General features: G+C 70.3%; 20 protein-coding genes. 9 read left to right on the top strand and 11 right to left on the bottom strand.

What is annotated here, in order from left to right:
* Positions 1 to 223: 223 nt before the first annotated feature.
* The 3 genes from ACFQSB_RS31070 (at position 224) to aspS (ending at position 5,420) form a co-directional block, all read left to right on the top strand.
* Positions 224 to 1,486 carry a GGDEF domain-containing protein gene (locus tag ACFQSB_RS31070; protein WP_380830414.1) on the top strand — a complete coding sequence of 421 codons (1,263 nt, stop codon included), beginning with the start codon at positions 224 to 226 and terminating at the stop codon, positions 1,484 to 1,486.
* 153 nt (positions 1,487 to 1,639) lie between these two features.
* Positions 1,640 to 3,304, top strand: a complete 1,665-nt coding sequence (ettA, locus tag ACFQSB_RS31065; protein WP_380830413.1) for an energy-dependent translational throttle protein EttA — start codon at positions 1,640 to 1,642, stop codon at positions 3,302 to 3,304.
* A gap of 811 nt (positions 3,305 to 4,115) precedes the next feature.
* Positions 4,116 to 5,420, top strand: coding sequence for an aspartate--tRNA(Asn) ligase (gene aspS / locus ACFQSB_RS31060; protein ID WP_380830412.1), 1,305 nt, complete (start codon positions 4,116 to 4,118; stop codon positions 5,418 to 5,420).
* Positions 5,421 to 5,758: 338 nt separating this feature from the next.
* Here aspS and ACFQSB_RS31055 read toward each other — a convergent pair whose 3' ends face one another.
* The 4 genes from ACFQSB_RS31055 to ACFQSB_RS31040 all read right to left on the bottom strand — a co-directional run bounded on the left by ACFQSB_RS31055 (position 5,759) and on the right by ACFQSB_RS31040 (position 9,528).
* On the bottom strand, positions 5,759 to 7,300 hold the full coding sequence (locus tag ACFQSB_RS31055) for a glycoside hydrolase family 13 protein (RefSeq protein WP_380830411.1): 1,542 nt from the start codon (positions 7,298 to 7,300) through the stop codon (positions 5,759 to 5,761).
* A gap of 30 nt (positions 7,301 to 7,330) precedes the next feature.
* Positions 7,331 to 7,720: a globin gene (locus ACFQSB_RS31050; protein ID WP_354926931.1), complete on the bottom strand. Its 390-nt coding sequence runs from the start codon at positions 7,718 to 7,720 to the stop codon at positions 7,331 to 7,333.
* A 14-nt stretch (positions 7,721 to 7,734) separates the two neighbouring features.
* A complete protein-coding gene (locus ACFQSB_RS31045; RefSeq protein WP_380830467.1) occupies positions 7,735 to 8,724 on the bottom strand; it encodes a mechanosensitive ion channel family protein in 990 nt (329 codons plus the stop codon).
* Positions 8,725 to 9,258: 534 nt separating this feature from the next.
* Positions 9,259 to 9,528, bottom strand: coding sequence for a hypothetical protein (locus ACFQSB_RS31040; protein WP_354850584.1), 270 nt, complete (start codon positions 9,526 to 9,528; stop codon positions 9,259 to 9,261).
* A 543-nt stretch (positions 9,529 to 10,071) separates the two neighbouring features.
* Between ACFQSB_RS31040 and ACFQSB_RS31035 the strand changes: the two genes are divergently transcribed.
* The 3 genes from ACFQSB_RS31035 to ACFQSB_RS31025 all read left to right on the top strand — a co-directional run bounded on the left by ACFQSB_RS31035 (position 10,072) and on the right by ACFQSB_RS31025 (position 14,133).
* Complete coding sequence (locus ACFQSB_RS31035; protein ID WP_380830410.1) at positions 10,072 to 11,421, top strand: XRE family transcriptional regulator; 1,350 nt, start codon at positions 10,072 to 10,074, stop codon at positions 11,419 to 11,421.
* A complete protein-coding gene (locus ACFQSB_RS31030; protein ID WP_354850590.1) occupies positions 11,418 to 11,915 on the top strand; it encodes a GNAT family N-acetyltransferase in 498 nt (165 codons plus the stop codon). The genes ACFQSB_RS31035 and ACFQSB_RS31030 overlap by 4 nt, the downstream gene beginning before the upstream one ends.
* Before the next feature lie 178 nt (positions 11,916 to 12,093).
* A complete protein-coding gene (locus ACFQSB_RS31025) occupies positions 12,094 to 14,133 on the top strand; it encodes a tetratricopeptide repeat protein (protein WP_380830409.1) in 2,040 nt (679 codons plus the stop codon).
* 15 nt (positions 14,134 to 14,148) lie between these two features.
* Here ACFQSB_RS31025 and ACFQSB_RS31020 read toward each other — a convergent pair whose 3' ends face one another.
* The 3 genes from ACFQSB_RS31020 to ACFQSB_RS31010 all read right to left on the bottom strand — a co-directional run bounded on the left by ACFQSB_RS31020 (position 14,149) and on the right by ACFQSB_RS31010 (position 15,346).
* The gene (locus ACFQSB_RS31020) at positions 14,149 to 14,610 is read right to left on the bottom strand and encodes an NUDIX hydrolase (RefSeq protein ID WP_380830408.1); all 462 of its coding nucleotides are present in this window, start codon (positions 14,608 to 14,610) and stop codon (positions 14,149 to 14,151) included.
* 11 nt (positions 14,611 to 14,621) lie between these two features.
* Entirely contained in the window at positions 14,622 to 15,074 is a 453-nt protein-coding gene (locus tag ACFQSB_RS31015) for a hypothetical protein (protein ID WP_354850597.1), read from the bottom strand.
* Positions 15,075 to 15,181: 107 nt separating this feature from the next.
* Positions 15,182 to 15,346: a hypothetical protein gene (locus ACFQSB_RS31010; RefSeq protein ID WP_354850600.1), complete on the bottom strand. Its 165-nt coding sequence runs from the start codon at positions 15,344 to 15,346 to the stop codon at positions 15,182 to 15,184.
* A gap of 255 nt (positions 15,347 to 15,601) precedes the next feature.
* On the opposite strand from ACFQSB_RS31010, the gene purU reads away from it, so the two are divergent.
* Entirely contained in the window at positions 15,602 to 16,450 is an 849-nt protein-coding gene (purU, locus tag ACFQSB_RS31005; RefSeq protein ID WP_380830407.1) for a formyltetrahydrofolate deformylase, read from the top strand.
* A gap of 174 nt (positions 16,451 to 16,624) precedes the next feature.
* Here purU and ACFQSB_RS31000 read toward each other — a convergent pair whose 3' ends face one another.
* Positions 16,625 to 18,697, bottom strand: coding sequence for a prolyl oligopeptidase family serine peptidase (locus tag ACFQSB_RS31000; protein ID WP_380830406.1), 2,073 nt, complete (start codon positions 18,695 to 18,697; stop codon positions 16,625 to 16,627).
* A gap of 369 nt (positions 18,698 to 19,066) precedes the next feature.
* On the opposite strand from ACFQSB_RS31000, the gene ACFQSB_RS30995 reads away from it, so the two are divergent.
* Complete coding sequence (locus ACFQSB_RS30995) at positions 19,067 to 19,576, top strand: HNH endonuclease (protein WP_354850605.1); 510 nt, start codon at positions 19,067 to 19,069, stop codon at positions 19,574 to 19,576.
* A gap of 131 nt (positions 19,577 to 19,707) precedes the next feature.
* Complete coding sequence (locus ACFQSB_RS30990) at positions 19,708 to 19,911, top strand: FmdB family zinc ribbon protein (RefSeq protein WP_354850608.1); 204 nt, start codon at positions 19,708 to 19,710, stop codon at positions 19,909 to 19,911.
* 276 nt (positions 19,912 to 20,187) lie between these two features.
* On the opposite strand, the gene ACFQSB_RS30985 is transcribed toward ACFQSB_RS30990, so the two are convergent.
* The 3 genes from ACFQSB_RS30985 to ACFQSB_RS30975 all read right to left on the bottom strand — a co-directional run bounded on the left by ACFQSB_RS30985 (position 20,188) and on the right by ACFQSB_RS30975 (position 23,788).
* Complete coding sequence (locus ACFQSB_RS30985) at positions 20,188 to 20,715, bottom strand: helix-turn-helix transcriptional regulator (protein ID WP_354850611.1); 528 nt, start codon at positions 20,713 to 20,715, stop codon at positions 20,188 to 20,190.
* A 272-nt stretch (positions 20,716 to 20,987) separates the two neighbouring features.
* Positions 20,988 to 22,829 (bottom strand): dihydroxy-acid dehydratase, encoded by a 1,842-nt coding sequence (gene ilvD, locus ACFQSB_RS30980; protein WP_354850614.1) that lies wholly within the window; start codon positions 22,827 to 22,829, stop codon positions 20,988 to 20,990.
* A 194-nt stretch (positions 22,830 to 23,023) separates the two neighbouring features.
* Positions 23,024 to 23,788, bottom strand: coding sequence for a nuclease-related domain-containing protein (locus ACFQSB_RS30975; RefSeq protein ID WP_354850617.1), 765 nt, complete (start codon positions 23,786 to 23,788; stop codon positions 23,024 to 23,026).
* Between the last annotated feature and the right edge of the window lie 199 nt (positions 23,789 to 23,987).

Below are 23,987 nucleotides of genomic sequence, written 5' to 3'. Positions count from 1 at the left end.
TTTCGTGCATGGGCCGCTCGATGGGGAGCGGGCGCATCGGGCCAACCGGCTGTGTCGGCCGCAGTGCTCAACGTAGCGGTTCCCATCGCGGGCCGCACACTGCGCGACTATTGTGTTACACATCGTGAGACGTAGAGTCGAGGCAACGAACCGGTCCGGATGGAAGTGAGCGTTGGGGGATGTGATGACGTCCGGTGAACTCTCGGTCGAGCCACGCGGCGGCATGCTTTCGCTAGCCGACCGATGGCCGCTGCTGGCGCAGCCAGCCGTTCTGGTCGTCTATCTGTGCGGCACCGTGGGCCTGGCCTTCGGGGTGGCGGCCTATCTCGCGGCCTCCACCGAGTTCCGCTGGTCCGAAATGCTGACCTTCCTCGCGTTGATGGCGTGTGGGGCGATCTGCATCGAGGCGACCCGTCGTCTCGGCATGCCGGCGGGTGTGTCTCGTGACCTGCTCTCGGCTTGGTGGCTGCCCGTCGCATTACTGCTGCCACCGGTCTACGCGGTCCTCGCGCCGCTGCCGCTGCAGTTCCTGTTGCAGATACGCGTCCGGGCGACCGTGCTGTACCGGCGGGTGTTCAGCGCGGCCGCCATCGGTCTCGCGGCCGGCGCGGCGTCGGTGATCTTCCATGCCCTCGTGCCGAGCGGTAAGGGCGGAGCGCTCGGGTCGAGCGGGCCGCTGGCGATCGCGGTGGGGTGCGCTGCGCTGTTCACCGTGCTCAACACCGCCTTGATCGCCATCGCGCTTCACATGTTCGATCCGGACACCCGCTGGCGCGACGTGCTGTGGGATCGCGAGCGTGTGCTGCTCGACGTCGTGGAGCTGTGCCTTGGGGTGCTGGTCGCCATCGCGTGCGGGCTGAGCGTGGTCCTGCTGGTGCTCACCCTTCCGCCCGTGGTCCTGCTGCAACGCAGCCTGCTCCACGCCCAGCTCAAGGCCGCGGCCCGTACGGACGCCAAGACCGGTCTGCTCAACGCGACGGCCTGGCAGCGGGAGGCCGACACCGAGATCGTCCGGGCGCGGCGCACAGGCGAGACGCTGGCGCTGCTGATCGTCGACATCGACTACTTCAAACGGGTCAACGACACCTATGGCCACCTGGTGGGCGACCAGGTCCTCGCGGGCGTCGCCACGGCCCTGCGCAGCCAGCTCCGCGACTATGACGTGGTCGGGCGGTTCGGCGGCGAAGAGTTCGTCGTGCTGCTCCCGCGTGCCGACGTCGCCGAGGCGCGAAGGGTGGCCGAGCGCCTGCGGTCACGTGTCGGCCGCATGGCCATCCCCGTCGAGGACACGATGATCTCGGTGACGGTGTCCGCGGGGGTGGCCATCATGACCCTGCACGGCGACGATCTGATCGAGCTGCTCGCCGCCGCCGATCTGGCCCTCTACCGGGCGAAAGAGCTCGGCCGCGACCGCATCTGCCTCCCCGTCGCGCCCGAGCCCCCACCCCACGCCCGAGCCGAGAACACCGACGGCGGTATCGCCTGAGCATGGTTCATCGCGTCCATCCCATGCCGGACGACGACACTATGGCGATATCACGTGTGGGTGGCGGCCTGCTGGGGGGTGGGCTCGTGGTCGGGGGCTGTGGGTGGGCGTGAGGGGACAACTCCGATGGCGGAATCCCCTACTCTTAGGAGCATGCCCGAGTACATCTATACGATGCAGCGTGTCCGCAAGGCGCACGGCGACAAGGTCATCCTTGATGACGTCACGCTGCATTTCCTGCCCGGAGCCAAGATTGGTGTGCTGGGCCCCAATGGCACTGGTAAGTCCACGCTGCTGAAGATGATGGCCGGCATCGAGCAGCCGTCCAACGGCGACGCTCGGCTGATGCCCGGCTTCACCGTCGGCATGCTGCAGCAGGAACCGCCGCTGAACGAGTCCAAGACCGTTCTGGGCAACGTCCAGGAGGGCGTCGCCGAGACGCTCGCCATGCGCGCCCGGTTCGAAGAGATCGCCGAGCTCATGGCGACGGACTACAGCGACGAGCTGCTCGACGAGATGGGCAAGCTGCAGGAGGCGCTGGACCACCGCAACGGGTGGGATGTCGACAGCCAGCTCGAGCAGGCGATGGACGCCCTCCGCTGCCCCCCGCCGGACGCCGAGGTCACCAAGCTGTCCGGTGGCGAGCGCCGCCGCGTCGCCCTCTGCAAGCTGCTGCTCGAGCAGCCCGACCTGCTGCTGCTCGACGAGCCCACCAACCACCTCGACGCCGAGAGCGTCCAGTGGCTGGAGCAGCACCTGGAGAAGTATCCCGGCACCGTCCTGGCCGTCACCCACGACCGGTACTTCCTGGACAACGTGGCGACGTGGATTCTCGAGCTCGACCGGGGCCGTTGCTATCCGTACGAGGGCAACTACTCGACCTACCTCGAGCAGAAGGCCGCCCGGCTGAAGGTCGAGGGCCAGAAGGACGTCAAGCGCAAGAAGCGCCTGGAGGAGGAGCTCCAGTGGGTGCGCTCCAACGCCAGGGCTCGGCAGACCAAGAGCCGGGCGCGTCTGCAGCGGTACGAGGAGATGGCCGCCGAGGCCGACAAGTACCGCAAGCTCGACTTCGAAGAGATCCAGATCCCGCCGGGCCCGCGCCTGGGCACCACGGTCATCCGGGCGACCGGCCTCACCAAGGGCTTCGGCGACCGGCTCCTCATGGAGGATCTGTCGTTCGACCTGCCGCGCAACGGCATCGTCGGCATCATCGGCCCGAACGGCGTCGGTAAGACGACCCTGTTCCGCATGATCATGCAGGCTGAGAAGCCCGACAACGGCGACATCCTGATCGGCGACACCGTCAAGATCTCCTACGTGGACCAGGGGCGCGGCAACATCGAGCCGACCAAGAACGTCTGGCAGGTCGTCTCCGACGGGCTCGACCACATCAAGGTCGGTCACGTCGAGATGCCCTCCCGCGCCTACATCGCCGCCTTCGGGTTCAAGGGCCCCGACCAGCAGAAGCCCGCGGGCATCCTGTCCGGTGGCGAGCGCAACCGTCTGAACCTGGCGCTCACCCTCAAGCAGGGCGGCAACGTGCTGCTGCTGGACGAGCCGACCAACGACCTCGACACCGAGACGCTGTCCAGCCTGGAGAACGCCCTGCTCGAGTTCCCGGGCTGCGCGGTGATCACCTCGCACGACCGGTGGTTCCTCGACCGCACCGCGACGCACATCCTCGCGTGGGAGGGCGGCTCGAACTGGTTCTGGTTCGAGGGCAACTACGCCGACTACGAGAAGAACAAGATCGAGCGGCTCGGCGCCGACGCGGCCCGCCCGCACCGCGTCACCTACCGCAAGCTCACCCGCGACTGACACCCCACGCCTGACGGGCAGCGCCTGAGGGTCAAAGTAGGACGGGCGAGGACCGACGGTCCGCGGCTGAGTCCACAGATGAGCAGGCGGCATCGCCACCCCGGTCGCGGACCGGGGTGGCGATTCCTTGTACCCCGCCGTTGGACCACCGCCCTCGGACCGTCCTGGAATTGGCCGGCGTCTTCGACTCGCCGACCATCGACCGGCTCGTCGGCTGCTCGACCGTTGGGCTCTGGTTCTCACCCAGCCGGCCCACTCGCCTCGGCGCCGCCCGGAGCGACGGGCGCTTCAACCAGGGAGCCGACCCTGAGTCGTCCCGGGCGCTTGGCACGTCGCCGTGGGTGCCGGTCAGCCGGTTGTCCGGTCTCGGGAGCGGCGATCGGAGCCAGGGGCCGGCCGGCGGCTCGGCAAGGCATGGCACGTTGCCATCTCTCACCGTCATATCGGTGCGAATCGGTCACCAGGTGCCGGCCGAACTCGTTGACGGACGCTGTCGCCTCTCATCGACGAACGCGGATCTGCGTAAGATGGCGTCCAACAGCGACGACGGAGCCGAGTAGCACCTCGATCACCGGAGTCGGAGAGAGCCGCCGGCAGCTGCGAAGGCGGACTCCGGCCGGGGCGTGAAGACCCTCCTGAGCTGCGGGGAAGAACGACCTTCGCGTCTAGTAGAGTCCCGCCGAATCGCCCACGTCACGGGTTTGCAGAGGCCACGCCGCACGACGGCGTGGTGAAGGTGTGGTGGTACCGCGAGGATCCCGCTCGCCCACGCCTCTCAGGGGACGCGTTGCGACCAGAGGAGGCCACCACCATGCAACGCATCCTGTCCACCCAGCTGTCCGCACACGTCGGTGAGACCGTACGCATCGCGGGCTGGATACATCGTCGCCGGCTGCTGAAGTCGGTCGCTTTCCTGATCCTGCGCGACGCCGCCGGCCTGACCCAGATCGTCGTGTCCGAGAAGGCCGCTCGCGCTCGGCTCGAGACCCTGCCGGAAGAGACGACGGTCGCCGTGGTGGGCACGGTCACCGTCGAGCCGTCCGCTCCGGGCGGAGTGGAGATCACTTCGCCGGTGATCGAGGCATTGACCGACCCGGCCGAGCCGGCTCCGTTCGACCTCTACCGGCCCGACCTGCGCGCGAGCCTGCCGACGATGCTGGACTACGCGCCGGTCGCGCTGCGCCACCCGAAGCTCGCCGCCGTCCACCGCATCAGTGCGGCCGCGGTCGGCGGCTTCCGCACGGCGCTCGAAGCGATGTCGTTCGTCGAGATCCACACCCCGAAGATCGTGGGCGCGGCCACCGAGAGCGGCGCCAACGTCTTCGAGCTCGACTACTTCGGCCGTCCGGCGTACCTGGCGCAGTCCCCTCAGCTCTACAAGCAGATGATGGTCGGCGTCCTGGAGCGGGTCTACGAGGTCGGACCGGTCTTCCGCGCCGAGCCGAGCGACACCGCCCGCCACCTGGCTTCCTACACCTCTCTCGATGCCGAGATGGGCTTCGTGGAAGACCACCGTGACGTCATCGCCGCGTGCCATGCGACGGTCGGGGGCATGCTGGCCGGCATCCAGGCATCGGCCGGCGCCTCACTTGAGCTTCTCGACGTCACCATGCCCGCGCTGACCGACGATCCCGTGGTGGTGCACTTCGCCGACGTACTGGAGATGATCAGCAGGGCGACCGGCGAGGACGTGACCGGCGAGCCCGACCTCGCGCCCGCGCACGAGCGGTGGATCGGCGAGTGGGCCTTGCGCGAGCATGGCTCGGACTTCGTGTTCGTCGAGGGCTACCCGACCGCGCATCGTGCGTTCTACACCCATCCGGACCCGGCTCGTCCCGGCTACTCGCGCGCCATCGATCTGATCTTCCGTGGCCTGGAGCTGGTCAGCGGGGGCCAACGGATGCACCGGTACGCCGACTACGTGCGAGCGCTGACCGCGCGCGGCGAGACCGACCTGTCGGCGTACTCGGGCTACCTCGACGCGATGCGCTACGGCATGCCACCACACGGTGGCTTCGCATTCGGGCTCGAACGGTTCATGGCACGCCTGCTCGACGTGCCGAACGTCCGCCAGGTCGCGCTGTTCCCGCGTGATTTGCACCGGCTCGCTCCGTGAGCGACGCCTGAGCGAACGCCTGGCGAGCGAACGCCTGGCGAGCGAACGCCGGAGGAGCGGGGCCGGAGGAGCGGGGCCGGGGGAAGGACGCCGGGCGAGCGAGCCGGGGTGGGAATCGTTCCACCGGGTGGGGGTGGGGTGAACCGGGGGCGGGCGGTGGGTGGAGATCTGTAGCACTCGGCCGAGGTGTGATGTGGTTTCGCCGTACTGTGGTGGAGATATCTCCTCCCCGGTGACACACACCGGCCGGTCGTCCTGCCTGGGTTGGATTCTTTACCACCCAGGTGGACGCGCTTACCTCCGAGATGGTCTGATGCCGCCCCCGGTCTCCCCCCGGTTCAGGCGGAGCGGAGCCACACGGCGGTGTTGGGGGGCAGGGAAGCCCCCTCGCCGTTGCCGCTGGACAACAGGACCTCCCGGTGCGGCGGCAGAGGGACGGCCTCCTCGCCGCAGTTGATGACGCAGATCAGCTCGCCCCGCGTGAACATGAGCGCGTCGCCCGGAGCCTCCAGCCAGGCGATGGCGTCGGGCAGCGTGCCCCGCAGCGACCGGCGCAGCTCAAGGACGCGGCGGTAGAACGCCAGCGTGGAGGCGGGGTCGCCGGCCTGGCGCTCGGCCGTGAGAGCCGCCCATGAGGCCGGCTGGGGCAGCCACGGGCCGGCGCCGCCGGGTGAGAACCCGTACGGCTGCGCGTCGCCGGACCACGGGATCGGCACCCGGCAGCCGTCCCGGCCGAGCAGCTCGCCCTTGGAGCGCGCGAAGATCGGGTCCTGGCGCGACTCCGGGGGAAGGTCCTTCACCTCCGGGAGGCCGAGTTCCTCCCCTTGGTACAGATACGCCGACCCGGGCAGGGCGAGCATGGCGAGCAGAGCGGCACGCCCGCGGGCGAGGCCGGCCGAGGGGTCCAGCGAGCCCTCGCCGTAACGGGTGATGTGGCGCACCACGTCGTGGTTGGACAGCACCCAGGTGGGCGCGGTGACGGCGGCCAGCGTGTCGTCGATGATCTTCCGGAAGGCGGTGGCCGACCAGGGGGCCTCAAGCCAGGCGAAGTTGAAGCTCTGGTGCAGCTCGTCGGGCCGGACGTAGAGCGCGAGGTCCTCGGCGGTGTCGGTCCACACCTCGCCGACGGCGGCGCGGTCGCCGGGGTAGGAGTCGAGCACCTTGCGCCACTCGCGGTACACCTCGTGCACCTCGGGCTGGCTCCAGATGGGCGAACGCGATTGGAACCCCTCCTCCGAGGGCGGCACGTCGGCCAGGTCGGCGTCCTTGTACAGGCCCATCGCCACGTCGATGCGGAACCCGTCCACGCCCCGGTCGAGCCAGAACCGCAGGATGTCCAAGAACTCCTCGTGGACCGCGGGGTTGCGCCAGTTGAAGTCGGGCTGCTCGGGAGCGAACAGGTGGAGGTACCACTGCCCGTCGGGCAGGCGGGTCCACGCCGGCCCGCTGAACACCGACGTCCAGTTGTTGGGCGGCGCGTCGCCGTCGCGGAAGATGTAGCGGTCGCGTTCGGGGCTGCCGGCCGGGGAGGCCAGCGCGGCCTGGAACCACCGGTGGGCGGAGGAGCTGTGGTTCGGCACCACGTCGACCATGATCCGCAGGCCGTGGGCATGGGCGTCGGCGACCAGCGCGTCGAAGTCGGCCAGCGTGCCGAACAGCGGGTCGACGCCCCGGTAGTCGGCCACGTCGTACCCGCCGTCGGCCATGGGAGAAGGCTGGAAGGGAGTCAGCCAGATCGCGTCCACGCCGAGTTCCGCGAGGTAGGGCAGGCGGGAACGGATCCCCTGGAGGTCGCCGACGCCGTCTCCCGAGGCGTCGGCGAAGCTGCGAACGTAGATCTCGTAAACGACGGCATCACGCCACCAAGGGGAGTTCTTCACACGTCCTTGGCTGCCCCCCGAGGCGGCCACTTATGCGTTCACGAGGCTGTGGGCCGCGTACTGCAGGTAGGTCCAGAGCTTGGCGGAGAGGTCGTCGGGCAGTTCGAGGGAGTCCACGGCGTCGCGCATGTGCCGCAGCCACGCGTCGCGCTCGGGCTCGCCGATCACGAACGGGGCGTGCCGCATGCGCAGCCGCGGGTGCCCGCGCTGCTCGCCGTAGGTGGTGGGGCCGCCCCAATATTGGACGAGGAACATGCGAAGCCGCTCCTCGGCCCCGGTGAGGTCTTCCTCGGGGTAGAGGGGGCGCAGCAGCGGATCGTCCTTCACGCCCTGGTAGAAGCGGTGCACGAGGCGCTCGAAGGCCTCTGAGCCGCCCACGGCGTCGTAGAAGGACATGGACTCGGCAGGGGTAGCGGACACGCCTTCCAGCCTACTCAGACCCCGGCGAGGGTGATGCCCGCGCGGTCGAGCGCCCACTTGACGCGCATACGCAGCTCGCGCGCCACCTCGGCCTGGTGGGCGGGAACCGTCTTGACGGTGATCCTGAAGATCATCGCTTTGTCGGAGATCTGCTCGAGCCCGTACACCTCGGGTTCCTCGACGATCGCCGAGTCACGGAAGGCGGGGTCGGCCCAGACCTCCTCGGCGACGTTCTTGAGCAGGTCGCGGATGGCGGCGATGTCGGCGTCGTAGGCCACCGGGACGTCGACGAGGGCGCGCGACCAGCCCTGGGACTCGTTGCCGATGCGGTTGATCGTGCCGTTGCGGACGTACCAGACGCGCCCGTCGGCGTCCCGCAGGCGGGTGATGCGCAGGGTCACGGCCTCGACGGTGCCGACGGCCGTGCCGGTGTCGATCATGTCGCCGACGCCGTACTGGTCTTCCATCAGCATGAACATGCCGGCGATGAAGTCCTTGACCAGCTCCTGCGCGCCGAAGCCGACGGCGACGCCGAGGATGCCCACGCTGGTGAGGATGGGGGTGAGGTTGAGGCCGAACCGTCCGAGGATCATCATCGCGGCGGTGCCGAAGACGATCACGGAGATGAGGCTGCGCAGCACGGAGCCGAGGGTCTCGGCCCGCTGGCGGCGGCGCTCGGTGAGCAGGGCCGCGGCGCCGTCCACGCTCGTGCCGCCCCGGAGGCGCAGGCGCTCGGGCAGCACGCCGTCGGCCGCGCGCCGGATGACCCGGTCGATCAGCCGGTGCAGGATCGCCCGCGCGACCAGCGCGGACACCGCGATGATGACGACGCTGACCAGCCAGGCGAGGGGGGAGGCCCACCCGGGCGACAGCCAGTTGAGCAGGAAGGTGCACGTCACGTCGTCCCCGCTGGAGCTGGTACAGGCGTTCGCCATTTCCTTGCCCAGATCGGGCAGCAAGGGCAGGTCGGACGCCGGTGGGGCGGTGGGGTCGACGGCGAGCATGGACACGCGGTGGGCACCTCTCGGATCGGGTCGGTCGGCGGAGACAATTATCGGTCCTCGACCTAGACGGAACGGTACTTGAACCGACTGACTCCGCCGACCGGCCCGGCCGCCGTCACGTGACGCCGGGGAAGACGGGAGTGCCCGGACCCGGGGCCGCGGAGGGCGGGCCCGGGCACCCCGGTGACGAACGGCCCGGGACGGGGCACGCACCCGGAAGCGCGCCCCGCTCCGTTTCCGATCGGGGAGGTCCCCGATCACCATCGGGCCAGGATGGAGGCTCGGACCCGATGGCTGCTCTGGGATGCCGGCGCGCGCCGCGTGGCGCCGCCGGGCGATGGTTCTGGCACGTGCCAGGGAGGTCGCCTCCCTGACACGTGCCAGGGAGGTGGAGCCGACGGGATGCCCAGCGTCCGTGCGGCCGTGTCTCCACGGACGCCGGACGCTCCGCACCGGGCACCCCGCCGACCCCGAAGAGCCGCGGTGTCCACGGCGGACGGCGGTGACTGCGCTGCACCGCGTCCGTCACGTGTCCTACTCGCTCACCGCGGCCAGTACGCGGGCGACCTTGGTGGCCGCTCCTGCCGGATCGTCGACCTGGTGCATGCGCTCTCCCCACGACCACCAGTAGTAGGCGGGGGTCGCCTGCGGCCGGCAGGTGACGTTCTCGGCGAGGCTGGTGGCGTTGGGGTTGATCACGCGGACGAACGCCCGCCCCGACTGTGTGTGCACCACCCGGGCGAGCAGCCCCCGAGCGTCGAGCTCGTCGGCCAGGCGTTCCAGGTGTTGGAAGCTGTCGTCCACTTCGAGCCTTCCTCTAGACCGATTCGCGGCGATCACAGCCGGTGAATCGAGGCTGGTTGGCCAAATCTGACTCACCCGTGCCGATGGGTCAACGAAGCTCGGTGGCGTCCTGGGTAAGGGGATATTTCAAGTGGGTTGAAAGAACGTCCCCGGCGGGGGACGATTCTATGCCAGCAGGTTCGAGCGTCCTTTCAGGTCCTGTCATTACTGGTCCATCATTCTCGTTAGACGCGGTTGACCGGCAAGAGGCCGCGTCCGCGCAGATGGGACCGGTCGGGGTCGGTGACCAGGATGGCGACTGGCCACGAGAGAGGGGCCGGGATGTCCGGCAGACAGCACAAGGAAACGGAGTTAGCGCGGCGAACCCGGGCGCGCGGCCTGGCGGTGGGGCGCACTACGGCCCGAATCGCCGAGGAGATTTTCGATGAGTGTGCTCCGCATTTCGGGACAACTCGAATCAAATCTCACCGTCTCGCCCATGGCATCGCTCTGGCCGACGTCATCGAACAGGTGCGCGCCTTGTTCGAACGTGACGGGAAAGCCATGCCCGGCATCGGAGAGACGCTTCTGAGCGCCTACGAGAGCGGGCTGAAGCGCCCCGGTCCGGAGTACCTCCATTACCTGTGCTCGGTCTACCGGGTGGAGCCGGTCGCCCTCGGATACGACGGCCCGTGCATCTGTGGCCACGGCCACCGGATGCCGGGCGTCGTACGTGGCGGTCAGCAGGAGGCCGAATCCGACAGTCCCCCCGAATCGCGCGAGCTGTGGATCAAGCCGCTCAGCGATCCCTCGTCGGACGGGGGTGAGGAGGACGAGAACGTGTTACGCAGGACGCTGCTGCAGATCATCGCGAGCGGCGCGGGTGCCGCCGGGACGTTGAGCGCTCCGGTGCTCGGCGCCGCCGACGGCATTCGCCGCCGGATGGACGAGACCCTCGTGTCGACCACCGTGTCGCCGGCCATGCTCGACCACTGGGAGGAGGCGGCGACCTCCTTCGGCCGGCAGTACATGAACACGCCGCCGATGCGGCAACTGTGCGACGTGCTGCTGGAGTTCAGCACCGTGCGCCAGGCGATGGAGCGCCACCAGCCCATCGACCTTCAGGAGCGCCTGTGCGCCCTCTCCGCCCGGCTGTCCGGCCTGGCCGGCATCATCATGATCGATCTCGGTGACCAGCGGATGGCCCGGTCGTTCTTCCGCACCTCGCGCATGGCCGCCGACGAGACCGGCGACCGCGCGCTGCGCGCCTGGGTCACCGCCCGCGAGGCGCTGGTCCCCCTGTTCCTGGGCGACCCCCGCGAGGCGCTCAACCTGGCCAAGAAGAGCCGCGACCTGGCCGGGCAGACGCCGTGCGCGGCCAAGGCCATGGCCCCGGTCGTGGAGGCCCGGGCGCTGTCGATGCTGGCGAACTCCGGGGGCAAGAAGGACGTCGTCGACCAGGCCAAGCGGGCGCTGTCGCGGGCCCGGGCGGCCTTCGCCCAGATGACGCCGGCCCAGCAGGAGGACACGGTGTTCGGTTACACCGAGCGCCAGCTCTACTTCCACCAGGGCGACGCGCTCACGCGTCTCGGGCAGACCATCGAGGCCGACCTGATCCTGGAGCAGGCGCTGGAGAAGTACGAGGGGGACCTGCTCGACCAGACGTTGATCCGATTCGACCAGGCGCACTGCCGGCTGCTCGAGGGGGACGGCGACGAGGCGCTGCGCATGGGCATGGAGGCCGTGCGGCAGGTCGGCGAGAGCTTTCGCACCGACATCATCCTGCGCCGTGCCACCGAGCTCGCGCGCAACATCCACGCCAGATGCGGTGACATCGCCGGGCTGCAGACCTTCAAGGACATCCTCGCCTCGCCGCCGCCTTCCACTTCCGCGACCTCGGAGGTCGATGTATGACGCTTTCGCTCAGGCGGTATCGCTGGTCCGATCGGGAAGCCGTCTGGGAGCTCCATCGCACCTGTCTGGCGCAGGTGGGCATCACCGAGGGGGACGGGGTGTACTACGAGGACGACATGCCGCGGATCAACCAGGTCTACTTGGCCGACCGCGGCGAGTTCCTGGTGGGGGAGGTCGAAGGCGCCGGGGTCGTGGCCATGGGCGGGCTGCGGCGCGTCGACGAGCGGTCCGCCGAGATGTGCCGGCTGCGCGTCCATCCCGACCACCAGCGGCGCGGGTTCGGCACGCTGATGCTGGAGGCGCTGGAGGAGGCCGCCGTCCGGCTCGGCTACCGCACGCTCCGCGGCGACACGACCCTGCTGCAGGGCGCGGCGCTCGAGCTGTACCGCAAGTACGGGTGGCGTGAAGTGCGCAGAGAGGACAGGGGAGGCCTCGTGGTTGTTTACGGCGAGAAGACGCTCGCCGCCCGTCCGTCCACCCAACTAACTCATTAGCGACATGTATTCACTTATCTAGTACAAATCATGTTCAATGCTTGCAAATTGGCGATTTTCCTCCTGATAATGGGTTCTTTGCACCTGGGAGCCGAGGAGGACACCCAATGAAGAAGATCGTCGTTCGCAAGCCGGGTATGGTCCACCTGACCGGATCCGCCAGCGCGATCCACAAGGGGTGACCGGCCGCACCGGTCACCACCTCTGGATCCACGGAGGACGCTCCAGGGACCGCCGCGGCGCGCTCCATGCCCTCGGCGCACAGGCCGGCCTGGGCATGGATGCCCGCCGGGTTCCGGTGTTCGACGCCCATCGCCGCCTGTGCGGCCCCTATACCTTCGGCGGATCCCTGCTCGCCCGGCTGCTGCCGCCCGCGTTGGAGCACTGCTCCGACGCGGTGGCGCGGCACGGGGCCGAGATCCGGGCGGCGGCGCCCGATTTTCGTGATCGGGTGGTCGCCCGCCGGGAGCCCCTCGACGCGCGCTTGTCAGCCGAGGAGCGCATCCTGGTCCCGGCGCCCCGCCGCAGCCTGCGCATTGCGAACGGAATCGCCGAATTCGTACGGGACGGCGGGGTGGCGCTGCCCGTCATCGCCGTTGACAACGTGGACGAGGCCGACGGCACCGACCGCGAACTCATCGCCACGCTTATGCGCCGTTCGGACCCCGGTCGATTGACAATTGTCGTGCTTTCCAGTAAACCTCCGCCGGAATTTTTCTATGGTCATGACATAAACACGGAAATATCCGCATCGGCGAGTCCGGAGGGCTCCGCGGCCGGTTACGTCGCCTCGGACGGCGTGCTCGACGACCCGCGGGCGCTCGCGGCGTACCGGGCGCTGCCCGAGGCCGAGCGCGCCCGCATGCACGACCGGCGGGCCGACGAACTCGCCGCCACCGGCCGGCCCTCCTGGACCCTGGGCGCCATCCCCTACCACCGCGAACACGGCGGCGACCCGCGCGGCGCCGGCGTCGAAGCCCTGTGGGCGGCGCACGAGCACTGCATGCGCGAGGGGTTCCTGGAGGCGGCCGCCGACCTCGGCGAGCGCGGCCTGCGGCTCGCCGAGCCGGAGACGCGGCGATGGTGGGAACTGCTGCAGGGCACGGCGACCGCCCAGGCCGGCCTCGGGCGCAGGGACCGGGCGCGCGAGCTGTACGAGGAGGCTCGCCGCCAGAGCGTGGACGCGGAGGTGCACTCGGCGGTGGCGTACGGCACGGCCATGCTCGACGCGCGCCATCCCGACCCGGCCCGGCGCGACCTCGGCCGGGCGCAGGGCTGGATCAACCAGGCCATCGCCATCTCCGGCCTGCTGCCCGACCGGGCCGTGCGGGCGTTCAAGCTCGGCTTCGACCTCAACGGCAAGGCGCTGATCGAGATGCGCGGCGGCCACACCGACAGGTCGCTGGCCCTGGTGGAGGAGGCCATCGAGCTGGCCGAGAGCGACCTGCCGCCGGGACGGCACCCGATCCACCGCATGGTCCTGCGCGCCAACCGGGCGCAGCTCCTCGGCATGCTGGGACGGCCGGTGGAGGCGCTGGCCGAGATGGACGCCGCGGTCGCGATCGACCCCGCCTACCCCGACCACCACCTCGACCGCGGCAACCTGCTCTACCGGATGGGCCGCCCGGAGGCGGCGCTGGCCGACTACGAGGAGGCGATCGCGCTCAGTCCGCCGCTGCCCGAGGGGTACTACAACCGCGCCCAGCTCCGCGTCGCCACGGGGGACCTCGACGGGGCGCGGGCCGACCTGGACCACGTCCTGGAGCTCGACCCCGGCTACCTGGACGCCCGCATCAACCGGGCCGGGCTGCTCGTCCAGCTCGGCCTGGAGGAGCAGGCGCGCGCCGACGTGACGGCGGGCCTGGCCCTGGACCCGGGCAACCCGCACCTGTCGTGCGTCCTCGGGCAGTTGGAGGCGGCGGTGGGACGGCACGATGAGGCCATGGCGGCATTCGACCGGGCCATCGCGGGCGCCCCCGGGCTCGCCTCCGCCTGGGCGAACCGGGCGGTGCTGCGGCACGAGACGGGGGACGACGAAGGCGCCGTGGCCGACCTGACCACGGCGATAGAGCTGGGGGAGGACGCCGCGCTCTACTACAACCGTGCCATCGCGCTCAGGGATCTCGGCAGGCGGGAGGAGGCGGTGGACGACCTGCGGCGCGCCCGCGACCTCGACCCGCACGACCCCGACGTCCTGAAGGCCCTCAGCGAGGCCTGACCCCGGCCGGCGCGGTCACTTCCGGCCGGCCGCGCCGGTCAGCAGGGTGATCACCTCGGCCAGGGACGGGGGCTCGACCAGGTCGGGCGGCGCGGCCAGATCCGCCGGGGCGAACCAGGCGTGCCCGAGGAGGAGGTCGCGTTCCTCGCCCGTCAGCATGGCGGGGACGACCTCCGGCGTGGTGGCGGCGAAGCGTGCCAGGTAGAACCGCTCCACCTTCACATAGCGGACGCCCAGCCAGTGGTAGTCGCGCTCCACGGGGACCCACGTGTCGGCCACGGCGTCACCGGGCAGACCCGTCTCCTCGGTCAGTTCGCGGCGGGCGGCCTCCAGCGGGGTCTCGCCGGGGTCGATGCCGCCGCCGGGCGGCTCCCAGAACACCACGCCGGCGACCGGATCACGCCAGCGCAGCAGCAGCACGCGGCCGGATCCGTCCAGGCAGAGGACGCGGGCGGCGGGGCGATCGCTGATCTGCATCGGGCCGGCGCCTAGGACCGGCCGTCCTTGGGTCCCTGCAGATCGTCCGGCCCGGCGAGGTCGTCGGGGCCGTTGAGGTCGTCCGGCCAGGTGTTGGCCTTGATGATGTCCCAGAACTCGTCGGGCCGGTCGGCGCTCTTCCTGGCGCTCTGCCGCTGCAGTTCGGCGGCGATGGCGCGCTGCTCCTCGTAGGCGCCCTTCATCGCGTCGAGCCACTCCACCGGGTCCACTCCGGCGCGCTCGGCCGACCGCATCGCCATGTCGGCGTACTGCTCGGGCGTGGCGTTGAACGTCCAGCCGGTGCGTTCCATGAGCTGCTCGTCGGTCAGTTCACCGCGCTGCCAGGCGATGGCCTCGGCCAGATGCTCGGCGACGAACACGGCGTTGATGTAACCGGGCAGCATGGCCGCCAGGGCGACGGCCGCGCGCTTCTCCCCAGCTGACAACTCATCCCACTTCAGCACCCGCCGGCTCCTTCCCGCTCCTTCGGGCGCCACTGTACGCCTTCGCCGGTGAGGGCCGGCGGCAGCACCGCCGCCGGGGCGGCGCCCGGTGGGCGGTCAGGCCACGATCATTCGGCGGTGACGACGAGGTCGGTCAGGTCCAGGTGCCGGGACAGTTCCGCGACGTCGGGGTAGTAGGCCACGTACTGGCGCCCTCTGCTCACGCGGAGGCAGGGCTGGTTGCCCACGACCAGCGCCTCGACCTCAAATCCCCTACTGTCGACCCATTTCACGTCATAAAGGGTATGAAGCCCCAGGTCAACGGCGAGCAACCGCCCGCGTCGGATTACGCCACCTTATAGCTGGGTGACCGTAAGAGAGTTTGACGTCGCTTATACCCGAGGGATCGGTCCGGCCCGCCGCGCGCGGGCCGGCGGCGTCCGCCGCGCCCGTCGGGCAAGTCGCGGGGAAAGCTTCAGGAAGTCGCCGGGGCAACGACGCCCCGGAGCGGTAATCTGCCTCAACGTGAGCGAAGAGGTGGGTGCCCGGTGATCTCCGAGTATGTCCTGACCCTGTCCTGCCCCGACCGGCCGGGGGTGGTCGCGGCCGTCTCCGGGCTGCTGGCGGCGCGCGGATGCAACATCACCGAGAGTCAGCAGTTCGGCGACCAGGGCGCCGCGCGCTTCTTCATGCGCGTCCAGTTCACCTCCTCGCTGCCCGAGGACGACCTGCGCGCGGCCTTCGCCGAGCTCGCGCCCGACCTGGCCATGGACTTCCGCCTGCACGACCTGGCCGTCAAGCCGCGCGTGCTGGTCATGGTGAGCAAGCTCGGCCACTGCCTGAACGACCTGCTCTACCGGGTGCGCTCAGGGTTGCTCGACATCGAGATCGTCGCGGTCGTGTCCAACCATCCCGACCTGCGCCCGCTCACGCAGTCGTACGGCATCGACTACCACCACCTGCCGGTGACCGCCGAGACCAAGCCCCGCCAGGAGGCCGAGGTCCTCACCCTCGTCGAGCACTACCGTGCCGAACTGGTCGTGCTGGCCCGCTACATGCAGGTGCTCTCCGAAGACCTGTGCGCCAAGCTCTCGGGCAAGGTGATCAACATCCACCACTCGTTCCTGCCGTCGTTCAAGGGCGCCAAGCCCTACCACCAGGCCCACGCGCGGGGCGTGAAGCTCATCGGCGCCACCGCGCATTATGTGACGGCCGACCTGGACGAGGGCCCGATCATCGAGCAGGAGGTCGCGCGGGTCAACCACACCCACTCACCGGAGGACCTGGCCGCCATGGGGCGCGACGTGGAGTGCCTGGCGCTGGCCCGGGCCGTGCGCTGGCACGCCCAGCAGCGCGTTCTGCTCGACGGGCACAAGACCATCGTCTTCCCCCGCTGACCGGGCGCCGTCCCGCACCGGGAGAGCCGCCGGAGGGCGAAGGTCCGGCGCCAAGGCGGCCAAGGCACACATGCGGCCAAGGCGGTGAAGGTGAAGGGGGCAAGGCGGTGACGGGGGACGGGCGGGCCTGCCGGAGCGTCCGGCGGCCCGCCTCGGCGGTCCCGCGAGAGAAGCTCAGCCGGTCAGGCCGGTGTGCTCGGCGAGGAAGGCGAGCTGGTCGGCCATGAGCTCCACCGACCGGCTGACCGCGCGCGCCCCGTGCCCGACCTCGTTCTCGTTGCGCAGCAGAACGGGCCGTTCGTCGGCCCCCTGGGCGTGCTGGAGCGCGGCGCACATCTTCCAGGCGTGCAGCGGATGGACGCGGGTGTCGGAGCCGAAGACCATGAACAGCGTCGCCGGGTAGCGCACCCCCTCGCGGACGTGGTGGTAGGGGGAGTAGCCCCACAGCCAGCCGAACTGCTCGGGGTCGTCGGCCGTGCCGTACTCGACGTTCCACGTGGCCCCGAGGCCGAACTTCTCGTACCGCACCATGTCCAGCAGCGGCGCCGCGCACGCCACCGCCGCGTACAGCTCGGGCCGCTGGGTCAGCGCGGCGCCGACCAGCAGGCCGCCGTTGGACCCGCCGGAGATCGCGAGCTGATCGGCGGTGGTGACCCCCGTGGCGATCAGGTGCTCGGCGGCCGAGTGCAGGTCGTCGAAGACGTTCTGCTTGTGGCCGAGCATGCCGTCGCGGTGCCACTGCTCGCCCTGCTCCCCGCCGCCGCGCAACTGGGCGACCGCGTAGACGCCGCCGGCCTCCACCCACGCCAGGGTCGAGATGGAGAAGCCCGGGGTCATCGGCAGGCCGAACCCGCCGTAGCCGTACAGGATGGTCGGCCGGGGACCGTCGCCGGGCTTGGAGACCACGATCATGTGGACCTCGGTGCCGTCGGCCGAGCGGTAGACGACCTCCTCGGTGTCGACCTGCGGGATCTCCACGGCGCCGGGCGAGGCCGCCCACAGGGTCGTCTCGCGCGAGCGGGCGTCGTAGCGCAGGACGCACGTCGGGGTGGTGTGGTCGGTGTAGGCGAACCACGCCTCGTGGCCGCCCTCGGGCCGCTCGTGCAGGCCGCCGATCGTGCCGAGGCCGGGCGTCGGCACCTGGCCGACCTTGGCGCCGGTGGCCAGGTCGTGCACCGTGATCTCGCTGATGGCGTGCCGCGTCCAGCCGACGAGCATCACCGGATGGTCCAGGTCATCCAAGATCGCGAAGTCGGACATCACCGCCTCGGGATCCTCGGGGATGAGATCGCGCCAGTTCTCGTACCCGGCCTCGCCCGGCTCGGTCACGCAGACGCGCGAGCGGGGGGCGTCGCGGTCGGTGAAGACGTACAGGCGCCCGTCGCGGCCGTACAGCAGGCTGGTCTGCGCGTCCACGTCCTGCTGCACGACGGTCAGCTCCGGCGCCTCGATCGAGGACGCCGACAGGTCGGCCGTCCACAGGTCGTTGCGGGGAGCGGTGCCCCGGGAGGCCGAGATGGTCAGCCAGCGGCCGTCCTTGGAGACCGCCACGCCGTAGTAGTTGGTCTTCTCCAGCCCTTCGCCGAGGACCATGACGTCCTGCTCGGTCGGCGTGCCAAGGCGGTGCAGGTAGACGCGCCGGTGGAACTGCTCCTCGCCCTCGGGCACGTCGCCGGGCGCGAGCCTGCGCACGTAGTAGAACGCCTCGCCGCCGGGCAGCCAGGCGATGGGGGAGTAGCGGCACCGGTCGATCGGCCCGTCGACGCGCTCGCCGGAGACCACGTCGACGACGTGCAGCCGCGACTCCTCGTCCCCGCCCACGGAGATCTGGTACGCCAGCCGCCGGCCCTCCTTGTCCGGCTGCCAGGAGTCGACGGTGGTCAACCCGGAGGGGTCCAGCGCCATGGGGTCAAGGAGAACGCGCTCGTGCCCGCCGGGGTCGGCCGTGTAGAGCACGGCGTGCTCCTGCTCGGGGGTGCGGCGCATGAAGAAGCCGCGCTCACCCCGCCACACCGGCGCGCCCACGGTGCCCGAGCGCACCAGGTCGGTCAGGCGGTCGCGGAAGGCGACCCGCCCGGGTGACGCGGCCATCGCCTCGCCGAACAGGTCGCCTTGTGCGTCGAGCCACTCTTTGACCTCAGGCTGCTCGGAGTCTTCCAGCCAACGATATGGGTCGGGCACGGGCGTGCCGTGGTAGTCGTCGACCACGTCGTCACGGCGTGCCTTCGGGTACGGCGTTCGCGTCATGGAGCGAGCCTATGGCACCCCGTTACCCGACGTGGGCCAACATTTCCGCTCCGTTGCGCTGGTGGCGGACAGAGCGGATGTTGGCCTGATCTGGAGTGATCTTTCCCCAATAGGTTTGCTTAGCGGGGTGAACCGGACATAAACCGGGAGGCGGGGTCTGGAAGACACGACCGTTAATTGGGGTGGCGGGAGAGTCGACCGAGAGGCCACACTTGCTGAAGGGCGGTGCCGTGGAACCCATCCGCTGGGCCGTCCGGCGGAGGTGCACGTGACGGAAGCATCCGGAGCCCAAGACGACGGGCCGCAAGCCGGGGTGTGCCGTGGCACATCCCAACCGATGGAGGCGCTGACGGCGGGGAAGGCCCGCTGATGCGCCAGGTCCTGCTGCTGAACGCCACGTTCGAACCGCTCACCACCCTCAACCTGCATCGGGCCGTCGTGCTCGTGATCAGGGAGAAGGCGGACGTCGTCCACCGCGACGGCCGGGGCGCCGTGCTCCGGTCGGCCTCGCGCACGGTCGACGTCCCATCGGTCATCCGGCTTCGGCGATATGTCCGCATTCCTTATCGGTCCCGCATCCCGCTGACCCGGGCCGCGCTCATGCGCAGGGACGACTACCGGTGCGCCTACTGCGGCCTGCGGGCGGAGACCATCGACCACGTGCTGCCCCGCTCCCGCGGCGGGCTGCACACCTGGGAGAACTGCGTCGCCTCCTGCATGTCGTGCAACCACCGCAAGGCCGACCGGCTCCTGGAGGAGATCGGCTGGACGTTGCGCGTGGCCCCGGTGGTGCCGCACGGCGTCCACTGGCGGCTCATCGGCGCCCAACTCGACGGCGACCCCCAGTGGGCCCCCTACCTCACCGAGACCGCCGCCTGACCAGCCGAACCCCCCGGCCGGCGGGAGGTGCTCCGTTCCTCCCGTCGGGAAGCGGGAAGAGGGGTCTTGCCCGCCTGGCCGGCGAAGGAGGTCTCTCCCCGCCGGGCGGGCGGCCGTCGTACCCTTGAGCCATGCCGCGTTACGACTATCGCTGCCGCGCCTGCGGATCGACCTTCGAGCTGTCCCGCCCCATGTCCGCCTCGGCGGACGCCGCCGTCTGCCCGCAGGGCCACGACGACACGGTGAAGCTGCTGTCCACGGTCGCCGTCACCGGCGGCGCCGCGGCCCCCCGCCCCAGCGGCGGCGGTTGCTGCGGGGGCGGCTGCTGCGGCTGACCCCCACCCCGCCCGCCGGTCGCCAGGGCGGGCGGCCGAGGAGGTTCCCCCGAAGAAGCGCCCGTCGGTGATCAGCGCGCACGCTTTGCCGAGGCCCTTGCCCTTCGCGCTTGACTGATCACGATGGCGGTCGCGCCGTGGCCCGGCTGGGCCACGGCGCGCCTGGTGACCGGTTCGGCCAGTGCGCTGTCTGCGAACGTTCACCGGGCCCGGCGCCGTAGGTGGCACCGACAAGCCGGCGCCACTGGGCAGTTGGCGAATGTCCGCAGTTGAACGCTAGGCCGGGCGGCGGCCTCTCAGGGGGGTGAGGGTGCCGCCGGGGCGTCGTTCGGGAGCTGTGCGGCGCTGGAACGGCAGGTAGCGCTCGGCGCGGTGCGGCCGGGACGGCACCAGCGTCGGCTCCACCGCGACGATGCGGTCGAAGCGGAAGGCGCGGATGCCGCCCTTCGAGCGGCACCACCCCACCAGATACCAATGGTCACGGTGGACCAGGCAGGTGACCGGCTCGACGTCACGGGAGGTCACCCGCCCGGCCGCGTCGCGGTAGTGGAGCCGCACCACCTGCCGGCCGGTGACCGCGCCCGCGATGGTGCGGGCGCGCCGGGCGACATCGGGGGGCAGCGGCGTGGTCAGCGTTTCGAGGGTCGTCGCGATGACGTCGTCGTCGAGGTCGAGCTTGTCGAACACGCGGCGCAGCCCGTGTCGGGCGGTCTGCGCCTGCGGACCCTCGCCGAGATGGGCGAGGGACAAGGCGAGAGCGGCGATTTCGGCGGTCGTCAGGAGCGGCGTGGTGACGTTGGCCATAGGTCCACACTACGTCGCGACACCGACATTTTTCGAACACCAGATCTTGTCGCGGGCATCCAGAGGGTGACTGTTGTTCACCCTCCGGTGACGGCGGCCTTCCCTCCACGCCATCGACTCCGTGAGGCAACCCCGCCCTGCCCGCCGACGTGGTCGGCGCCGCGTCGTCGACCCGCGCCACCACCCCCCGCGCCCCGGCGGGGGCCGTTCAAGACGGCGCCAGGCGAGCTCGCGGTCCGGCGCCGAGTGTCTCGGCGCCGGACCGGGGGAGCTCAGTGCTGGGAGAGCTGGGACAGGTCGCGGGACGCGCCGGTGGAGGCGGAGGTGGTCAGCGCGGCGTACGCCTGCAGCGCGGCGCTCACCGCCCGCTCGCGGTCGCGCGGGCGGTAACGGCCGAGGTCGGCCAGCAGCCGCTCGCGCCGCGCGGCCAGCTCGGCCTCGGAGACCTTGAGTTCGATGCCGCGGCCAGGGATGTCGATCTCGATGAGGTCGCCGTCCTCCACCAGGGCGATGATGCCGCCCTCGGCCGCCTCGGGCGAGGCGTGCCCGATGGACAGGCCGGAGGTTCCCCCGGAGAAGCGGCCGTCGGTGATCAGCGCGCACGCCTTGCCGAGGCCCTTGCCCTTCAGGAAGCTCGTCGGGTAGAGCATCTCCTGCATGCCGGGGCCGCCCTTGGGGCCCTCGTAGCGGATGACCACCACGTCGCCGGCCTTGACCTTGTTGCCGAGGATGCCCTCGGAGGCGTCCTCCTGCGACTCGAACACCACGGCCGGCCCGCTGAACCGCCAGATCGACTCGTCGACGCCGGCCGTCTTGACGATGGCGCCCTCGGGAGCGAGGTTGCCGTACAGCACCGCCAGGCCGCCGTCACGGGTGTAGGCGTGCTCGAAGTCACGGATGCAGCCCTCGGCGCGGTCGAGGTCGAGGGACTCCCACCGCGCCTCCTGGGAGTAGGCCTTGACGGTGCGCACGTTGCCGGGCGCGGCGTGCCAGAGCTCCACGGCCTCCTGCGACACCGTCGGGGACTTCGGGTCCCACGCGGAGAGGTAGTCGGTGAGGGTGGAGGCGTGGATGCTGTGGGTGTCGCGGTGGAGCAGCCCCGCGCGGTCGAGCTCGCCGAGGATCCCCGGGATGCCGCCGGCCCGGTGGACGTCCTCCACGTGGTACTTGGCGGTGGCGGGCGCGACCTTGCACAGGCAGGGCACCCGCAGCGACAGCTCGTTGATCTCCTTCAGCCCGAAGTCGACGCCGGCCTCACGGGCCGCCGCGAGCAGGTGGAGGATCGTGTTGGTGGAGCCGCCCATGGCGACGTCCAGCGCCATGGCGTTCTCGAAGGCGTCGCGGGTGGCGATGTTGCGCGGCAGCACCGACGCGTCGTCGCCCTCGTAGTAGCGCTTGGTGATCTCGACGACCTGGCGGCCGGCCTGCTCGAACAGCGCCTTGCGGGCCTTGTGCGTGGCCAGGGTGGTGCCGTTGCCCGGCAGGGCCAGGCCGATCGCCTCGGTGAGGCAGTTCATCGAGTTGGCGGTGAACATGCCGCTGCACGAGCCGCAGGTGGGGCAGGCGTTCTCCTCCATCTCCAGCAGCTCGGCGTCCGAGACGCTCTCGTCGGCCGCGGCGATCATCGGGTCGATGAGGTCGAGCTTGCGGCCCGGCGTCTTGCCGGCCTCCATCGGCCCGCCGGAGACGAAGACCGTCGGGATGTTCAGCCGGAAGGCCGCCAGCAGCATGCCCGGGGTGATCTTGTCGCAGTTGGAGACGCAGACCAGCGCGTCGGCGCAATGGGCGTTGACCATGTACTCGACCGCGTCGGCGATGAGCTCGCGCGAGGGCAGGGAGTACAGCATGCCCCCGTGGCCCATCGCGATGCCGTCGTCCACGGCGATGGTGTTGAACTCGCGCGGGATCGCCCCGGCCTCGCGGATGCCGCCGGCCACGACCTCGGCCACCTCGCGCAGGTGGACATGGCCGGGGACGAACTGCGTGAAGCTGTTGGCCACGGCGATGATCGGCTTGCCAAAGTCCCCGCCGGCTACACCCGTGGCCCGGAGCAGGGCGCGCGCGCCCGCCATGTTCCTGCCATGAGTGACCGTGCGAGATCTGAGGGCCGGCATGACCGTTCTCCCATCCGACGACTGCTGAGTCTTCAAATGGTACGGCCATCGCCCGCCTGACGAGACCCGCCGTCCACAGCATGGACACCAGCGCGCCGGGGCGGGACATGACAAGGTCCTTCGGGATCCCCGGGGGCAGTGGTGGAACAGGGACGGGAATCCCGAAGGACCTTCTCGACGGGTCGGCTTCTCGGTTATTCGGGATAACGCGCCGGCAGCACCTGTTCGGCGACGGCGTAGATGTCCTCGACCTCTTCGCCGGTCAGCGAGCGCTCGCGGTTGGTGATCCACTTGCGGACGCGGGAGCCGTCGAAGACGTCCACCTCGCGGATGTTCAGGATCTTCCACGGGATCGCGGGCCCGTAGATGGCCAGGGACGGCACCACGGTGATCTCGCGGCCGAGGGCCTTGGTGATCAGCTCGCCGGCCTGGGAGGCCTCCCAGCGCGCCTCGTCGAGCCGGGGCTTCTGGTTGAACGGCCCGTGGAACAGCTTGCGGTGCGACTGCACCCGGACCGGGAGCCGCTTGTCCCACTTCTCGGAGTCGACGGCGTACACGCCGGTCGGGCCGACGACCAGGTGGTCGATCTGCGCGTCGCTGTTCGGGATGGCCCGGGCGTGCAGCGTGAGGTAACCGTTGCGTTCGAGCTTCCTCAACTGGGCCTCGGTGCGCCGCTCGGCGGCCGACGCGCGGCGCCAGGGCGGGACCGAGGAGACCGTGCGGGCGCGGTACACCGTGTCGGCGATGGCGGCGATGATCGCCGCGACCAGGCCGAGCCGCCAGCTCCACAGCGGGATGCCGACCAGCAGCCCGGCGCCGGCGGCGATCAGCGCGCGCACGCGCAGATGCCGGTATCTGGGCTGCTGGAGCAGACCGAGCAGCGACGCGCGACCGACCGGGGCGTAGGTCTCCTCCGGGGCGGCGGGCCGTGACCTCGGCTGCGCAGGGCGGTCACTCACCCAGATGGGTGACCCATTGTGACCGTCATCGGGTTCTAGACCGGAATCCACGTAACTCACGGTAGTTGACGCCCAAGGGTGTGCCTAGTGTTGGCTAGTTCACATTTTTGTGGCCCCGCGTTCCCGCATTGTAGGGCGGAAGGACGGGTATCTATTTCTTTTCTCTCTAGATAAGTCGTGGTCACAGGCCCTACTGTGC

The sequence above is a fragment of the Sphaerisporangium rhizosphaerae genome, assembly GCF_042665155.1.
Lineage (GTDB): Bacteria > Actinomycetota > Actinomycetes > Streptosporangiales > Streptosporangiaceae > Sphaerisporangium > Sphaerisporangium rhizosphaerae.
Note: the sequence above shows the minus strand (reverse complement) of the source record. Positions and strands in the feature narration are given on the sequence as shown.

Coding starts and splice junctions, on each gene's coding strand:
- ACFQSB_RS31070 (WP_380830414.1), top strand. CDS start 224: ATGCTTTCGCTAGCCGACCGATGGCCGCTGCTGGCGCAGCCAGCCGTT.
- ettA (WP_380830413.1), top strand. CDS start 1,640: ATGCCCGAGTACATCTATACGATGCAGCGTGTCCGCAAGGCGCACGGC.
- aspS (WP_380830412.1), top strand. CDS start 4,116: ATGCAACGCATCCTGTCCACCCAGCTGTCCGCACACGTCGGTGAGACC.
- ACFQSB_RS31045 (WP_380830467.1), bottom strand. CDS start 8,724: ATGCTCGCCGTCGACCCCACCGCCCCACCGGCGTCCGACCTGCCCTTG.
- ACFQSB_RS31035 (WP_380830410.1), top strand. CDS start 10,072: ATGCCCGGCATCGGAGAGACGCTTCTGAGCGCCTACGAGAGCGGGCTG.
- ACFQSB_RS31030 (WP_354850590.1), top strand. CDS start 11,418: ATGACGCTTTCGCTCAGGCGGTATCGCTGGTCCGATCGGGAAGCCGTC.
- ACFQSB_RS31020 (WP_380830408.1), bottom strand. CDS start 14,610: ATGCAGATCAGCGATCGCCCCGCCGCCCGCGTCCTCTGCCTGGACGGA.
- ACFQSB_RS31000 (WP_380830406.1), bottom strand. CDS start 18,697: ATGACGCGAACGCCGTACCCGAAGGCACGCCGTGACGACGTGGTCGAC.
- ACFQSB_RS30995 (WP_354850605.1), top strand. CDS start 19,067: ATGCGCCAGGTCCTGCTGCTGAACGCCACGTTCGAACCGCTCACCACC.
- ACFQSB_RS30990 (WP_354850608.1), top strand. CDS start 19,708: ATGCCGCGTTACGACTATCGCTGCCGCGCCTGCGGATCGACCTTCGAG.
- ACFQSB_RS30985 (WP_354850611.1), bottom strand. CDS start 20,715: ATGGCCAACGTCACCACGCCGCTCCTGACGACCGCCGAAATCGCCGCT.
- ilvD (WP_354850614.1), bottom strand. CDS start 22,829: ATGCCGGCCCTCAGATCTCGCACGGTCACTCATGGCAGGAACATGGCG.